A 14,678-nucleotide genomic window follows, 5' to 3' on the forward strand; every position below is an offset into this window, starting at 1 on the left:
ATCCCGAACAGGACAGTGAAACGGACTAGCGCCAATGATAGTGCGGATTCCCGTGTGAAAGTAGGTCATCGTCAGGCTTCTATGCCCTAAACCCCCCTCTTCCTCTCGGAATTGGGGGGTTTGTTTTATGCGTTCGTTTCATTGTGCAGAATGCCGACCGTTTCGAAAGTGCATACGTCACAATGCATGCCTATTGAGAATTTCCACCATGCCCAATACTTCTGCTTCTCCAGCCCCCAAGATTGGTTTTGTCAGCTTGGGTTGTCCGAAGGCATTAACCGATTCCGAGCTGATACTTACCCAACTCAGTGCCGAGGGCTACCGCACAGCCAAAACATTCGAAGGGGCGGATTTGGTCATCGTCAATACATGCGGTTTTATCGACGATGCAGTAAAAGAAAGTCTGGATACGATTGGTGAGGCATTGGCAGCCAATGGCAAAGTCATTGTCACGGGCTGTCTGGGCGCTCGCCAGGCCGATGATGGTGAAAACCTGGTGCAGCAAATGCATCCTAGCGTGCTGGCCGTCACAGGGCCGCATGCTACGCAGGAGGTCATGGATGCGGTACATGCACACTTGCCAAAGCCGCACGATCCTTTTTTGGATCTTGTTCCGGGAGGATTTGGCGAGGCTGGTCTCAAGCTGACCCCCAAGCATTACGCGTATCTGAAGATCAGCGAAGGCTGCAACCACCGCTGCACCTTTTGCATCATTCCGTCGATGCGTGGCGATCTGGTATCTCGTCCGGTAGGTGATGTGCTCCGGGAAGCGCAAGCCTTGTTTGAGGGTGGGGTCAGGGAGTTGCTGATCATCAGTCAGGACACTTCGGCCTATGGGGTGGATTTGAAATACCGCACAGGCTTTTGGGATGGCAAGCCTGTCAAGACGCGCTTGCTGGAGCTGGTTCAGGCCCTGGGTGATTTGGCCGCGCAGTACAAGGCGTGGGTGCGACTGCACTATGTGTATCCCTATCCCAGCGTGGATGCCGTGGTTGAGCTGATGGCCCAGGGCAAGGTCTTGCCCTATCTGGATGTGCCCTTCCAGCACAGTCACCCGGATGTGCTCAAGCGCATGAAGCGCCCGGCCGATGGTGAAAAGAATCTGGAGCGCATCCAGCGCTGGCGCGAACTTTGCCCCGAGCTGGTGCTGCGCAGCACCTTCATTGCCGGCTTCCCGGGTGAGACGGAGGAAGAGTTCCAGCATCTGCTGGACTTCATGGAGCAGGCGCAAATCGATCGCGCCGGTTGCTTTGCCTACAGCGACGTGCAGGGTGCAGCGGCCAATGACTTGCCCGGGATGCTGCCGCAGGCGCTGCGTGAGGAGCGCCGGGCGCGCTTCATGGCGGTGGCCGAGCGCATTTCCAGCCAGCGGCTGCAGCGCCGCGTCGGGCATGTGATGCAGGTGCTGGTTGATCACGCACCTGCCTTGGGGCGCAAGGGTGGGCGTGGGCGCAGCTACGCCGATGCGCCGGAAATCGATGGCATCGTGCATCTGCTGCCGCCCCAGAAGGTGAGCAAAACCTTGAAGGTGGGCGAATTCACCAAGGCAAAAATCGTGCAGGCCCAAGGGCATGACTTGATTGCCCAGCCGATTTGAGGCCGGGCGCAGGGCAAGAGCGGCAAGCGAAGAGAGGATTGACGATGCGTAAGGCTTTGCTGGGCTGGTTCGAGCGTCTGCTGGAGCCCTTTCCTGAAGCGGCGCCCCAACCACTGCCCGGCGGCGGCGTGGCGCGGTTCATCTGGGCCTGCACCCAAGGCATGCGCAAGTACATCGTTCTGCTGATTGTCTTGCGTGCGGCCGTGTCCATTTACGAGGCCTGGCTGTTTGCCTTTCTGGGCCAGGTGGTGGATTTGCTCGCAGCCTGGCAGTCGAACGCCGTGGGCGAGGCCCAGCAGCGGCGGGTGCTGTTGGGCATTGCCCTGGTGATGTTGGGCAGTATTGCGCTGGTGGGCTGGCGCAGCTTGGTGCAAAACCAGACGCTGGCCATCAACCTGCCGCTGCGTCTGCGCTGGCATTTCCATCGGCTGATGTTGCAGCAAAGCCTGGGCTTTTTCGCCGATGAGTTTGCCGGTCGGGTGACGACCAAGGTCATGCAGACGGCGCTGGCCGTGCGCGAGGTGCTGATGGTCGTGGCCGAGATCGTGCTGGGCATCGGCGTGTATTTCTTCTCCATCATTGTGCTGGCCGGCAGTTTCGATGTGCGCCTGATGTTGCCTTTCGTGGTCTGGGTGCTGCTGTTTGGCGCAGCCATGGGATTTTTCGTGCCTCGGCTGGGCAAGGTCGGTCAGGAGCAGGCCGATGCCCGCTCGCTGATGACCGGGCGTGTGACGGATGCCTACACCAACATCACGACTGTCAAGCTGTTCTCCCACACGCAGCGCGAAGCCCACTTCGCCCGTGCAGCGATGGAGGAGTTCATGGATACGGGCTACCGCCAGATGCGCCTGGTCAGTGGCTTCGAGCTCACCAATCAGGCGCTGAGCGTAGGCCTGATGCTCTCGACCGGCGCATTGGCGCTTTGGCTGTGGCAGGCCGGTGAAGTCGGCCTGGGCGCCGTGGCCGCCGTGATGGCCATGGCCCTGCGCGTCAACAGCCTGTCGTACTGGATCATGTGGGAGCTGACCTCGCTGTTCGAGAGCATCGGCACGGTGCAGGACGGCATGGCCACACTGACCAAGCGGGCCCAGGTGCAGGATGCGCCGCAGGCGTCTGCGCTGCATGTCTCACGCGGCTTGGTGGAGTTCGACTCCATCCGCTTTCGCTACGGGCCGCAGCGCCAAGTGTTCGACGGCCTGAGCCTGACGGTGCAGCCGGGTGAGAAGATCGGCTTGGTGGGGCGCTCGGGCGCGGGCAAGTCCAGCCTGCTCAATGTGCTGCTGCGCTTTTACGATCTGGAAGGCGGGCAGATCCGCATCGACGGGCAAGACATCAGCCAAGTGACACAGGACAGCCTGCGTGCAGCCATCGGCATGGTCACGCAGGACACCTCCTTGCTGCACCGCTCGGTGCGCGACAACATCGCCTACGGCCTGCCCGATGCCACCGAGGCGCAAATCCTGTCTGCGGTGCAGCGCGCCCAGGCCGACTTCATTGAGCAACTCAGCGACCCGCAAGGGCGCCGTGGCTTGGACACCATGGTCGGCGAGCGCGGCGTGAAGCTCTCGGGCGGGCAGCGCCAGCGTATTGCCATTGCACGCGTCATGCTCAAGAACGCGCCGATTCTGTTGCTCGACGAAGCCACCAGCGCGCTGGATTCGGAAGTGGAAGCGGCCATCCAGCACAGCCTGGACGCCATGATGCAGGGCAAGACCGTGATCGCCATTGCGCATCGGCTGTCCACCATCGCTGCGATGGATCGCCTGATCGTCATCGACGAAGGCCGTATCGTCGAACAAGGCAGCCATGCCCAGCTGCTGGCCCAAGACGGCATTTATGCGCGGCTGTGGCGGCACCAAAGCGGCGGCTTTCTTGGGCAGGAGGAGTAAACCTCTATCCAGTATCCCGGCACAGTGGGCGATGCAGCGGATTGGGTCGGTTTGGTTTGTAGCAAAGCCTTGCCGTGTCACCCGGTTCGGCCGCGGGACACACACATCAGGCGTTGCCTTGCGGTCCTCGCAACTCGCTTCCTGCCATCCGTGTCGAGGGCCTTGGACAGATTCTGGGAGCCTGTTCAGCGGGTCATAGCGTCATTGCGGGGGCTGCTGCTGCGGGCGGCAAAGCGTTGGCGGGCCAGTGCCAGCACGGCTGCAGGAAGCGCTGCGGGCAATTGCAACTGCAAGGGCACGGCCCAGGCCTCGGGCCAGTGAGGCCAGAGTTTGACGGCATCTTTTTCCGTGCACAGCAAAGGCGCGTGGCGGGGCCAATGCGCCAGCGCGGTGGGCAGGGGGGCGAAGTGTGCATGGTCCGGCAGGGCAATGCAGTGGCTGGGTTTTAGACCATGGGCGCGCAGCATGGCGAAAAAGGCCTCTGGCTGAGCAATGCCGGCGACAGCCGCCAGCGGTGGCGGGTCAGCATCTTGCGCAGGGGGTGTTTGCCAGTGATGCAGTGGCAGGCGCTGGCCACGGCCATTGATGGCGTGGCCGGCCAGCTGGCGCACGATGGGCCAGACAGTGTGTGGTGAATGCCGATTGCCCGCAACGGGCAGCGCTGTTGGGGTGGTTTGCAGCACGAAATCCGCTGGCCTGGGCCAGGGCTCGCGCAGCGGGCCAGCAGGCAGCAGCCGGCCATTGCCTGCGCCCCAGTCGGGGAACACGCACAACTCGACATCGCGCTGCAAGGCCAGGTGCTGCAGGCCATCGTCGCACAGCAGCAGTTCGGTGTCCGGATAGGCCGCCAGCAGGGCCAGGCCGGCCGCATGGCGTTGGCTGGCAACGAAGACCGGCGCCTGTGTACGTTGCTGGATCAGCAGGGGCTCATCACCCACGGTCTGGGCGCTGCTGTCGGGCAAGACTTGCAGGCAGTCCGGGCCCTGGGGCGGGCGTTGCCGGCCGTGGCCGCGCGAGATCACGCCCACGCGCACGCCCTGGGCCTGTAGGGCCTGCACCAAGGCGATGGTCAAAGGGGTTTTTCCCGCGCCACCGGCGATGACGTTGCCGATGACGACCGTAGGCACGGGCAAGGCATGGGTGGCCAGCAGGCCCTGTGCATACAGCCAGCGCCGGGTGCGCATGGCGCTGCCATACAGCCAGGACAGCGGGCGCAACAGCACATCGGCCGGGTGGCAGCGCGGCGCTGCCTGCCGCCAGCGGTGTTCGATCCAGGGCTGCAGCGGCATGGGGGCGCGTGGCGTGGGGGAGGTCAGGCGAAGCTCAGCAGAGGGAGGTGGCCTGCGCTTGGGCGCGCTGTGCGCCGCCGCGTACCACCCGTACTGGGGCCAGCGCCATCACTGCCCGCCTGAGGCCTGGGTGGCGAAGGTCACGCGGGCCAGGCCGACGTTGCGCGCGGCTTCCATGACGGTGATGACCGATTGGTGCGAGGCCAGGCCATCGGCGCTGATGATGAGCATGGCCTCGGGCTTGGCGGCGGCGGCCTGGCGCAGTGCCTGGGTCAGTTGCGCAGGGGTGGCCTGGCCCAGCACCTGCCCGTCCACGGCCACGTTGCCGCCGGAGTCCAGCGACACGCTCACTTCGTGCGGGCGCTGCTGCAACTGCTCGGCATTGGCCAGTGGCAGGTTCAGCCGCAGCTCGTTGAAGCGGCTGTAGGTCGTGGTCAGCATCAGAAAGATCAGGATGACCAGCAGCACGTCAATGAAGGGGATGAGGTTGATCTCCGGCTCGCTGCTGGCATGGCCAAAGCCGCTGGAGTGGGGCGCTTGGAAGTTCATTGCTGCAGGGATTTGAGGTGCTTGAGGAAGGCCTCCGCAGCCACTTCCATCTCCAGCACATAGGCATCGACGCGGCTGCGGAAATAACGCCAGAAGATCAGCGCAGGGATGGCCACGATCAGGCCAAAAGCGGTGTTGTACAGCGCCACGGAAATGCCGTGCGCCAGGCGTCCGGGGTCACCCTGGATCACGCCCGAGTCGATCGAGCCTTGCGAGGCAAAAATCTCGATCATGCCGATGACCGTGCCCAGCAGACCCAGCAGTGGCGCGGCCGAGGCAATGGTGGCCAGGGCCTGCAGGAATTTGCTGATGCGCCCCACCACCACGCGCCCGCGGCTTTGCATGGCCTGGCGCAGCTCATCTTCGCTGGCGCGCGGGTTGGCCTTGAGTGCACGCAGGCCTGCCGCAAGGATTTCGCCCAGCGCGCTGCTGTTTTCCAGCTTGTCGATCACGTCGCCCGGCGGGATGTACTTTGCCGATGCGGTCTTCGCCTCATTGACCAGGCCCAAAGGGGCGATGCCTGGCCGCCGCAAACTGTAGAAGCGTTCGGCGATGATGGCCAGGGCGATGATGGAGCAAAAGATCAGGGGCCAGATGGGCCAGCCAGCGGCTTGGATGATGGAAAACAAGGGTCACTCTCCCGAATCGATGAAAAAGGCCGGGCTTGGGGCGCAGCCCCGGTCAGCCAGCCACTGCGTGTCTGCATCGTCGGCCTGCAGCGCGCGATGACCGGGCGCGATTATCGCCGAGGCGTTCGGCCAGAAAATCCAGTGCGGTTGCGTTTTGGCAACCATCGCCACCATACCCGTTCAGTCATTGGCCACCCAGTCGATCAGCGCATCGAAGACTGGGCCGCGAGCGGCTGCGGCGTTGGCGTGGTTGATCATGACCACCAGTGCGTAGCGCTTGCCGCTGTGGCCGTGTACGTAGCCGGCCAGCGCATTGACGTCGCGCAGCGAGCCCGTCTTCAGGTGTGCGGCTGCGGCGCGGCTGCGGCGCATGGTGCCATCCACGCCGGTGGCCGGCAGCGAGGCCACCAGCTCCGGCATCACCGGCGAATGCCAGGCATGGCGCAGCATCTGGCCCATGGCCTGGGCGGTGATGCGCGCATCGCGGCTCAGGCCCGAGCCGTTGTCGATGTGCAGCGTCCCTGGCGGGTTGCCGATGCGGCTGTGCCACCACTGGCCTATGGCGCGCTGCGCGCTGGCAAAGTCCATGGCCTGGCCGGCTGGCGCGCCCGCGTGGCCCAGCGCCAGGAAGACGTGGTCGGCCATGACGTTGTTGCTGTACTTGTTGACGTCGCGCACGATCTCGGCCAGCGACAGCGAGGGCTCGGTGATCCTGGGCTGCAGGCCGCCAGGGGTGCGGCCGCTGCGCACCTGGCCGGTGATGCTGCCGCCAAGCTCGCGCCACATGCCTTCAATGGCCTTGTTGGCAAAGCCCTCAGGGTCCGGGTAGGCCACGGCCCAGTTCAGTGCGCCGCAGGCCGAGGGATAGCTGCCGCCCATGCGCCAGCGCCCGGGCTGGCTGACGTCCAGCTGCAGCTGCGCGCGCCAGTTGCTGGGGCAATGGCGCGCCGAGGGGTTCAGCGGCACGCTGGCGGGCAGCTCCAGCTGGGCCATGGGCGGCGAGAGTTGCACTTGCGCGCGGCCACTGGCCGGGTCGGGCACGAAGCGCAGGATGACGGATTTGAAGTTCAGCAGCAGCGCATCGGGCGCGGCGTTGTAGGGGCGCAGCGGCTCGTCGTCGAAGGCCGCGGCATTGTGCGGCGGCAGTGCGAAGGCGCTGCGGTCGAGCACGATGTCGCCCAGCACGACGCGCACGCCGTGCTGTTGCAGCTGGCGCAGCAGCAGCCACAGGCGCTCCATGACGAGCTTTGGGTCGCCGCCACCTTGGATGTAGACGTTGCCGCTCAGGCTGCCGTTGTCAAGCTGGCCATCGGTGTAGATGCGGGTCTTCCAGGTGTAGGCCGGGCCCAGCCGATCCAAGGCGGCATAGGTGGTGACCAGCTTCATGGTCGAGGCCGGGCTCATGGGCTGGGCGGCGCGGTGCGCCGCGCGCGGCGTGGCCTGGCCGTCCACGGCCTGCACCCACAGGGCCACGGCCTCGGGCGGAATCTGGGCTTTGCGCAGCGCGGCGGCGAAGGGGGCGGGCAGGCTGGTCGCCGGCGCTGCGGCGTTGTTCTGGTGCTGCTTCTGATGGCTGGCCTGCGCCTGTGCTGGTAGCGTGGCGAGCAAGGCCAAGCCTAGGGCCAGTGCGGCGGCGCTGCGCAAGCGGGCTGGGCCGTGGCGCAGCGTCTGGAGCGAGAGGCTGGGCGATGAAGGGTGTTGCGGCATGGCTCGTGCAGAGGGTCAGTCTTTGTACGGGGCCAGCTTGGCCGCCTGCAGGCTGTAGCCGCTGACGCCCATGTCCGATTGGTTGCGCGTGACCTTCAGCGTGCCGGTGGCCCAGACGGCGTCGAGCGAGCTGAAGCCCTTGACGGGCTGGGCCAGCTTGATGTGGATGATCTGGTTGGCCGGCGGCGGCGGCGTGTGGATGCAAGCGCCGAAGTTGGGCACCAGCAGCAGCTCGCTCAGGCCGTCCTTGCCTTCTTCCAGGGCGACGACGTAGCCCGGCAGGCGCACGGTCTTTCCGTCGAAGCGGTCGACGGTGGGGGCCGCATCCCAGACCTTGCGCATGCGCTCGTAGAGCTTTTGCGCGCGCGGGTCGCTGTCCTCCCAGGTGTCGGCGCCCTGTTCGAACAGGTCGGTGAACTCGGCGCTGGGGTCCCAGTCCTTGGGCACCAGCTCGTCCCAGCTCAGGGCAATGGGCTTGTCGCCCTTGGCCAGCAGTGGGGCTGCGGGCAGCGCGCAGGCGGCCAGGCCGGCAGCGGCAAAACGAAGGCAGGTGCGGCGAAGCATAGTCATGGCAGCAGCAAAAAGAGGTGAATGCAATGAGGCGGCATTTGCCGCCATCGGCTCGTGGATCGGTGCTTTGAACAGAGGTTCTTACACGGGCGCTTACACCGGCGGGGCCAGGCCATCGACCAGCGACAGCCGGTAGGCCCGCCAGCCGGGGATCAGGCTGGCGGCAAAGCCCGTACACAGCAGGCCCAGCAGTATCCACCATTGCAGCGGCGTGACTTGCCACCAGTGGATGTGCAGGCCGAATTGGTTCAGCAACCAGGGGGCGGCCGCGGCGGCGCTCAGGCCCAGGGCCAAGATGCCCAGCAATACGCCCAGGCCGGTGGCCAGCGCCCCTTCGAGCGCTAGTAGCCAGATGATGTGCGCCGGCCGTGCGCCCACGGCGCGCAGCACGGCCAGCTCTCGGCGGCGCTCGTTCAGGCCGGCCAGCACCACCGCCACCATGCCCAGCAGGCTGACGAAGGCCACCAGGGCCGACATCAGCAGCAAGGCGCGCTCGCCGGTGCCGATCACGCCCCAGAGCTCGTCCATGGCCACGCCTGGAAGCACCGCCATCAGCGGCTCGCCGCGGTATTGGTTGATCTGGCGCTGCAGCGAAAAGACCTGCGCGCGCGATTGCAGGCCGATCAGTACGGCCGTGACGTTGCGTGGGCTCAAGTCCATGTCGCGCACGGCCTGGGCGCTGACGCTTCTGCCGGGCAGGCGCACGCCATTGCTCCAGTCCACGTGCAGGGCCTGCATGGCCTGCAGGCTAATGTGCACAGTGCGATCCACCGGCGTGCCCGTGGGGGCCAGGATGCCGCTGACGACGAAGGGTTTGTCGTCGTGCTCGACGGTGTTGATTGGGCCGCCAGCGCCGTGGGTGAGGGTGATCTTGTCGCCCAGCCGGTAGCCCAGCTGCCGCGCTACGTCGGCGCCCAGCACGGCGTCGAACAAGTCCTCGAACGGCTTGCCGCTGCGCAGCTGCAGCGACTGCTTCTGGCCGTAGCGGAAATGCGTGAAGTAATCGGCGCTGGTGCCCAGCACCGGGTAGCCGCGGTGCGAGTCACCCAGTGACAGCGGGATCACCCAACGCACGCCGCGCATGCGTTCGATGTCCTGCACGCTTTGCCAGCGGATGTTGTTGGTAGCCGCGCCGATGCGGAACACCGAATACAGCAACAGCTGCACCGAGCCGGTGCGGGCGCCGACGATCAAGTCCGTGCCCGAGACGGCCGAGCCAAAGCCCTCGCGCACATCGCTGCGGATGCGCTCCACGCCCAGCAGCATGAAGGTCGAGAGGGCAATGGAAAACATCGTCAGCGCCAGCGTGAAGCGGCGGTTCCAGGCGCTTTGCCAGGCCAGGCGAAACAAGGCGTGCATGGGCAGAACGGGGGGCGCTCAAGCAGCGGCGGCTGCGCGGTTGATGGACTCCAGCGCCACCTGGCGCATGAAGCGCGGGGCCAGGCGCTGGTCGTGGCTGACAAAGATCACGCTGCTGCCGGCCTGGGCGCAGGCGGCCAGCAGCAGGTTCATGAAGGCATCGCGGCGGTCTTCGTCGAGCGCCGAGGTCGGCTCATCGGCAATAACCAGCGGCGGCATGCCCATCAGGGCGCGGGCGGCGGCCACGCGCTGCTGCTGGCCGACCGACAGCGAGCGCGCCGGGCTGTGCCACAGGCTGGCGGGCAGGTCCATGGCCTGCAGCCAGTGGCGGGCGCCAGCCTCCAGGCTGCCGTGCTGGCGCTGTGCGGTCTGTGCGCGCTCGGGCGCGAAGCGGCAAGGCAGCAGCACGTTGTCCTGCACGCTCAGGTAGGGCAACAGGTTGAACTGCTGGAAGATGTAGCCCAGCTGCCGGGCGCGCCAGGCATCGCGCTGTGAGCGCCCCAGGCTGGCCCAGTCGCGCCCGTCCAGCAATACCTGACCCTGCTGCGGCAGAAACACCCCGGCCAGCAGCGACAGCAGTGTGCTCTTGCCGCTGCCGCTGGGGCCGTGCAGGAACACCGTTTCGCCGTGGCGGACGCTGAACTCCTCGATCTCCAGGCAAGGCCGCGCCTGCCCTGGCCATTGATAGCGCAGCTGCCGCACCTGCACCATGGCCGGCGTGGCGGCTGTTGCTGCTGCGGGCTGCGGCGCTGCTGCGGCCAGCGGGATCATTTCCAGCTCAGGCGCGTTTGCCCGTTCTTGAGCGTGCGCTGGAACTGGCCCTGAGGCATGGCCAGCTGCACCTCAATGGTGTGCAGGCTGGCGAAGGTCTTGGCCAGCTGCACCTCGATGGCTTCGAGCGCCTCGGGCCGGGCGCAGTCGAAGCGGTAGCTGACCTCGACGTCGGCGTGCTCATGCTTGTCGTCATGATCATGGTCGTGCTTTTTGCCGTGTGGGTGGTCGTCGTGGTCGTGCTCTTCCTCCAGGCCGTCGATGTCCACCTTTTTCAGCTCACAAGCGGCTGCGGCCGAGGGGCTGAACAGGCTGGCGGCCTGTTTCAGCTGTTGGCGGGCTTTGCGCAGCGCCTCCTTATCCTGCTTGGAGCGCGCCTCATGCTCGAAGCCGGTGATGTCGGCCTGCGGCGAGGTCAGCTCCAGCAGCAGCTGCTTGCCTTCCAGCGCCACATCCAGGTGCGCCACGCCATGCACGTGCGGGCGCTGTGCGTGATCGTCGTCATGGTCATGGTCGTCGTGCTTTCCATGTGCATGGGCGGCTCCCAGCAGGCAGCTGCTGAGCAACAGGGCGGCGCACACGGTGCGGTGGGAGGAGAAGCGTTGCATGGCAATGGCCTTTCAATCACAAGAGAGAGGAAACACAGGCGCCGATGCGCCAGCGTGCAGCGCGGCAGCCATGGCTGCCGCAGCGATGGCGGCGATCATAAGTGGTAACGTGAAATCAATAGCTGCCAGATGCACTTTTCCTAACCGGGCTGAAGGGCTGTTGCCGGGGCTTTGTGCAAGGCCTTGCCGCCATGGCTGCACTTACAATCGCTGGCGATTTGCAATCACCCATCGGAGCCAGCCCATGAGCGAACCCTCATCCTCTGTTGCCACGCGCAGCCAGCGTCTCAAGGCGGCCACCCATGATGTGCATGACACACTGGACAAAAGCATCATGGCGGCCGACATCTTTGCCAGTCGCGAGCAGTTCGGGCGCTTTCTGCGCGTGCAGTACCGCTTTCACCGCGACATCGAGGCCTTGTACGCCCAGCCTGCGGTAGCGGCATTGGTGCCCGATTTGGCGCAGCGCTGCCGCCTGCCGGAGATCGCCGCCGATCTGCAGGATCTGCAGCAGCCGCAGCCCGCGGACGAGCCCGCCCGCCTGGGGTCTGACACGCCGCTGCCCACGGCGCTGGGCTGGCTGTACGTGGCCGAGGGCTCGAACCTGGGCGGCACCATCCTGTTCAAGATCGCCAGCGAGAAGCTGGGCCTGGGGCGGGATTTTGGCGCGCGCCACCTGGCCGCGCACCCCGATGGCGCCGCCCGGCACTGGCGCGCCTTCACCGCGGCGCTGGACGCCGCGCCGCTCTCGCCCGAGGAAGAAAGCCAGATGATGCAGGCGGCCGAGGAGGCTTTTGCCACCGTGCAGGCCTACGCCCGTGAAGAATTGGCGCCGCCCGCGCTGGCTTGAGCTTCGCCTCTTGAAAATAGTCGCTTTGCCAATAGATGGATGACAAGCCGCTGGCGCCATGCGCCAGCCCATCCACAAAGCAAGGAGGACTTCATGAGCAACCAACTCAGCCGTATGCGTGGCAGCCTGTTCGACGATTTGTTCAAGGAAATCGCGCCGGGCTTTTTCATCAAGCCGCTGCACGGTGACCCGCTGCCCAGCGCCGCGCAGATCAAGATCGACGTCAGCGAGAGCGATGGCGCCTACAAAGTGCTGGCCGAAGTGCCAGGCGTAGGCAAGGAGGACATCCATGTCTCCATTGATGGCAGCGTCGTCACGCTCAGCGCCGAGATCAAGCAGCACGACAGCCAGCAGGGCGAGGGCGAAAAGGTGTTGCGCAGCGAGCGCTACTACGGTTCCGTCTCGCGCAGCTTCCAGCTGCCGCAGGACATCGACGCTGCCGCCGCCAAGGCCAAGTACGACAACGGCGTGCTGGTGCTGACCCTGCCCAAGAAGCAGGCCAGCGCTTCGCAGCGCCTGATGGTGGAGTAATCCCGCCGCAGGGGGGGGAGGAAGAATCCCCCGCAGCAATCAACAGCAATCAATCTCGCTGGGCCGCCTTCGGGCGGCCCTTGTCGTGTCTGGCACGTTTGCTTGGGGCGCATTCTTTGCATCCCTGTCCCCTGTGAGATTGTGGCGCGGCGCGCAACTCCCGTAGAATGCGCGGCGGAAATAGCACGACCGTTCTATTTTTATCAATCGTTTCTAAGGAGACTTCATGACGGCTGAATACAAGGTGCTCGACGGCGTGGCACTGATTACGCTGGACAACCCGCCCGTCAACGGGCTGAGCCATGCCACGCGCCAAGGCATCGTCGATGGCATGAACCAGGCCCTGGCCGACGATGGCGTGCAGGCCATCGTGATCACCGGGGCGGGCAAGGCCTTCAGCGGCGGCGCCGACATCACGGAGTTCGGCAAGGAAGCCGCCATGCGCGAGCCCAACCTGCACAGCGTGATCGGCGTGGTGGAAAACGCCAGCAAGCCGGTGGTGGCGGCCATCCACACGGTGGTCATGGGCGGCGGCCTGGAGCTGGCACTGGCCTGCCATTACCGCGTGGTGGCATCGGGCACCAAGGTGGCCCTGCCCGAGGTCAAGCTGGGCCTGTTGCCCGGCGCGGGCGGCACGCAGCGCCTGCCCCGCGCCATCGGCGTGGAGGCCGCGCTGAACATGATCGTCAGCGGCGAGAGCGTCGATGCCGATCTGCTGGCCAGCATGCCGGGGCAAAAACTGTTCGACGAAGTGGTGCAGCAGCCCGAACAGCTGCTGGAGGAGGCGCTGGCCTTTGCCAAATCCGTGGCCAAGGTCAAGGATCTGCCCAAGGTGCGCGACCTGCCGGCCAAGCACCCGCAGGGCGAGGCCTTCTTCCAGTTCGCGCGCAACACCGTGGGCGCCGTGGCCAAGAATCTGCCCGCGCCGCTCAAGTGCGTGGAGGCTGTGGAAGCGGCCACCAAGATGAAGTTCAACGACGGCCTGGCCAAGGAGCGTGAGCTGTTCATCAACCTGATGTGGACGCCCGAGTCGCGCGCGCTGCGCCACCTGTTCTTTGCCGAGCGCGCGGCCTCCAAGATCAACGACGTGCCGGCCGATACGCCCAAGCGCGACATCAAGGCGGTGGGCGTGATCGGCGCGGGCACCATGGGCGGCGGCATTGCGATGAACTTCCTCAACGCCGGCATTCCCGTCACCATCCTGGAGACCAAGCAGGAGGCGCTCGATCGCGGCCTGGCCACGATCCGCAAGAACTACGAGGCACAGGTCAAGAAGGGCAAGCTCGCGCAGGACAAGTACGAGGCGCGCATGGCGCTGCTCAAGCCCACGCTGAGCTACGACGACCTCAAGGACGTGGACCTGGTCATCGAGGCCGTGTTCGAGGACATGGGCGTGAAGGAGCAGGTGTTCAAGAAGCTCGACGAAGTGCTCAAGCCCGGCGCCATCCTGGCTTCGAACACCTCGACGCTGGACCTGAACCAGATTGCCGCCTTCACCAAGCGCCCGCAAGACGTGGTGGGCCTGCACTTCTTCAGCCCGGCCAACGTCATGAAGCTGCTTGAAGTGGTGCGCGGCGAGAAAACCGCGCACGACGTGCTGGCCACGGTGATGGCGCTGGCCAAGAAGATCCGCAAGGTGGCGGTGGTGGCCGGCGTGACGGACGGCTTCATCGGCAACCGCATGATCGAGCAGTACGGCCGCCAGGCGGGCTTCTTGCTCGACGAGGGCGCCACGCCGCAGCAGGTGGACAAGGCCATCGAGAAATTCGGCTTTGCCATGGGGCCATTCCGCATGGGCGATCTGGCCGGCAACGACATTGGCTGGGCGATCCGCAAGCGCCGCGCCGTGGAAAAGCCGGACATGCGCTACAGCAAGACCGCCGACCTGTTGTGCGAGAAGGGCCGCTTTGGCCAGAAGACCGGCGCTGGCTGGTACGACTACGAGCCTGGCAAGCGCGAGCCCATCGTCAATCAGGAGGTGCTGGACATGATCGAGCAGCACCGCAAGGACATCGGCATCACGCCGCGCAAGATCAGCGATGAAGAAATCGTGCAGCGCCTGGTGCTGTCGCTGGTCAACGAGGGCGCGCGCATCGTCGAGGAGGGCTTCGCCCAGCGCGCCAGCGACATCGACATCGTTTACCTGTATGGCTACGGCTTCCCGTTCTGGCGCGGCGGCCCGATGAACTATGCCAACGAGCTGGGGCTGTTCAACGTCGTCGAAACCATGAAGCACTTTGCCCAGAACCCGCACGACGATGCGCAGTTCTGGCAACCGGCCGCGCTGCTGGCGCAATTGGCCAAAGAAGGCAAGCAGTTCAAGTAAAAG

The 14,678-nt window shown here is 65.4% G+C and carries 14 protein-coding genes; 5 read left to right on the top strand and 9 right to left on the bottom strand.

What is annotated here, in order from left to right; translation table 11 throughout:
• Positions 1 to 208: 208 nt before the first annotated feature.
• Both rimO and CK620_RS09655 read left to right on the top strand, forming a co-directional pair.
• Positions 209 to 1,597 carry a 30S ribosomal protein S12 methylthiotransferase RimO gene (gene rimO / locus CK620_RS09650; RefSeq protein WP_095550142.1) on the top strand — a complete coding sequence of 463 codons (1,389 nt, stop codon included), beginning with the start codon at positions 209 to 211 and terminating at the stop codon, positions 1,595 to 1,597.
• Between the two features lie 44 nt (positions 1,598 to 1,641).
• Entirely contained in the window at positions 1,642 to 3,486 is a 1,845-nt protein-coding gene (locus CK620_RS09655; protein WP_238946087.1) for an ABC transporter ATP-binding protein, read from the top strand.
• Between the two features lie 185 nt (positions 3,487 to 3,671).
• Here CK620_RS09655 and lpxK read toward each other — a convergent pair whose 3' ends face one another.
• From lpxK to CK620_RS09695, 9 genes are all read right to left on the bottom strand, one after another.
• Positions 3,672 to 4,775 (bottom strand): tetraacyldisaccharide 4'-kinase, encoded by a 1,104-nt coding sequence (lpxK, locus tag CK620_RS09660; protein ID WP_095550144.1) that lies wholly within the window; start codon positions 4,773 to 4,775, stop codon positions 3,672 to 3,674.
• 108 nt (positions 4,776 to 4,883) lie between these two features.
• On the bottom strand, positions 4,884 to 5,324 hold the full coding sequence (locus CK620_RS09665) for an ExbD/TolR family protein (protein ID WP_095543210.1): 441 nt from the start codon (positions 5,322 to 5,324) through the stop codon (positions 4,884 to 4,886).
• Positions 5,321 to 5,953 (bottom strand): MotA/TolQ/ExbB proton channel family protein, encoded by a 633-nt coding sequence (locus CK620_RS09670; RefSeq protein ID WP_095543211.1) that lies wholly within the window; start codon positions 5,951 to 5,953, stop codon positions 5,321 to 5,323. The genes CK620_RS09665 and CK620_RS09670 overlap by 4 nt, the downstream gene beginning before the upstream one ends.
• 3 nt (positions 5,954 to 5,956) lie before the next feature.
• Complete coding sequence (locus CK620_RS14085; protein WP_172424336.1) at positions 5,957 to 6,127, bottom strand: hypothetical protein; 171 nt, start codon at positions 6,125 to 6,127, stop codon at positions 5,957 to 5,959.
• Positions 6,128 to 6,133: 6 nt separating this feature from the next.
• A complete protein-coding gene (gene dacB, locus CK620_RS09675; RefSeq protein ID WP_095550145.1) occupies positions 6,134 to 7,660 on the bottom strand; it encodes a D-alanyl-D-alanine carboxypeptidase/D-alanyl-D-alanine endopeptidase in 1,527 nt (508 codons plus the stop codon).
• Between the two features lie 15 nt (positions 7,661 to 7,675).
• Positions 7,676 to 8,230, bottom strand: coding sequence for a DUF3299 domain-containing protein (locus tag CK620_RS09680; protein ID WP_095543213.1), 555 nt, complete (start codon positions 8,228 to 8,230; stop codon positions 7,676 to 7,678).
• Between the two features lie 93 nt (positions 8,231 to 8,323).
• On the bottom strand, positions 8,324 to 9,589 hold the full coding sequence (locus CK620_RS09685; RefSeq protein WP_095543214.1) for an ABC transporter permease: 1,266 nt from the start codon (positions 9,587 to 9,589) through the stop codon (positions 8,324 to 8,326).
• A gap of 18 nt (positions 9,590 to 9,607) precedes the next feature.
• Positions 9,608 to 10,360, bottom strand: coding sequence for an ABC transporter ATP-binding protein (locus CK620_RS09690; RefSeq protein ID WP_420894221.1), 753 nt, complete (start codon positions 10,358 to 10,360; stop codon positions 9,608 to 9,610).
• A complete protein-coding gene (locus CK620_RS09695; protein ID WP_095550146.1) occupies positions 10,357 to 10,968 on the bottom strand; it encodes a DUF2796 domain-containing protein in 612 nt (203 codons plus the stop codon). The genes CK620_RS09690 and CK620_RS09695 overlap by 4 nt, the downstream gene beginning before the upstream one ends.
• Before the next feature lie 244 nt (positions 10,969 to 11,212).
• Here CK620_RS09695 and CK620_RS09700 point away from each other — a divergent pair, with 244 nt between their 5' ends.
• From CK620_RS09700 to CK620_RS09710, 3 genes are all read left to right on the top strand, one after another.
• Positions 11,213 to 11,818, top strand: coding sequence for a biliverdin-producing heme oxygenase (locus CK620_RS09700; protein WP_095550147.1), 606 nt, complete (start codon positions 11,213 to 11,215; stop codon positions 11,816 to 11,818).
• A gap of 93 nt (positions 11,819 to 11,911) precedes the next feature.
• Complete coding sequence (locus tag CK620_RS09705; RefSeq protein ID WP_095543247.1) at positions 11,912 to 12,349, top strand: Hsp20/alpha crystallin family protein; 438 nt, start codon at positions 11,912 to 11,914, stop codon at positions 12,347 to 12,349.
• Positions 12,350 to 12,575: 226 nt separating this feature from the next.
• A complete protein-coding gene (locus CK620_RS09710) occupies positions 12,576 to 14,675 on the top strand; it encodes a 3-hydroxyacyl-CoA dehydrogenase NAD-binding domain-containing protein (protein ID WP_095550148.1) in 2,100 nt (699 codons plus the stop codon).
• The last annotated feature ends 3 nt before the right edge of the window (positions 14,676 to 14,678 follow it).

Source organism: Vandammella animalimorsus (genome assembly GCF_002285285.1).
GTDB lineage: Bacteria > Pseudomonadota > Gammaproteobacteria > Burkholderiales > Burkholderiaceae_C > Lampropedia > Lampropedia animalimorsus.